General features: G+C 44.8%; 1 protein-coding gene. It reads left to right on the top strand.

What is annotated here, in order from left to right; all coding sequences use genetic code 11:
• Nucleotides 1-723, top strand: a 723-nt coding sequence (locus tag HMPREF9141_RS12375) for an IS1182 family transposase (RefSeq protein ID WP_007369117.1), incomplete at both ends; no start/stop codon positions are given.

Here is a 723-nt window from a genome sequence, read left to right on the forward strand (position 1 = left end):
ATCTTCACACAAGTCGTATTAGTACTTGCAGCCAAAGGTTTGATAAGTCTTGACGTTGAATATATTGACGGCACAAAGATAGAATCGAAAGCCAACAAGTATACCTTCGTTTGGAAGAGAACCGTGGAAAAGAACCGCGCCAAGTTGCAGGAACAAATACGCACACTCTTGCTTCAGGTTGATGATGTCATAGCGCAGGACAATGCCGTTAAAACAGAAGGTATCAAGTTTACTGCAGCTCTGCTCGATGAGATATCCGAGGAATTGAACAAGTCTTTGGAATCAGCCCCTGAGCCTAAGACTAAAGAAGAGAAGCAGGCTGTTAGAACCAAGAAAAAACAGCTTAAAGAACTTGAGAAGAAACGTAATAAACTCCAGGAGTATGACCAACACCTTGAGATTATGGGAGAGAGAAACTCCTACAGCAAGACCGACCCTGATGCCACGTTTATGCACATGAAGGAGGACGCTATGAGGAACGGACAGACTAAGCCTGGATATAATCTGCAGATAGCAACTGAGAACCAGTTCATCACCGACTTTGCACTCTATGCTAACCGTACAGACACGCTCACACTTCCCTCTTTCCTGGAGTCTTTCAAATCACGCTACCATCGTTATGCCAAGACAGTCGTAGCCGATTCGGGATATGGGTCCGAGGAGAACTATCTGTTCATGGACGTACATGATATGGAAGCCTATGTGAAGTACAGCTACTTCCAC

The organism is Prevotella multiformis DSM 16608 (assembly GCF_000191065.1).
GTDB classification, from domain to species: Bacteria; Bacteroidota; Bacteroidia; order Bacteroidales; family Bacteroidaceae; genus Prevotella; species Prevotella multiformis.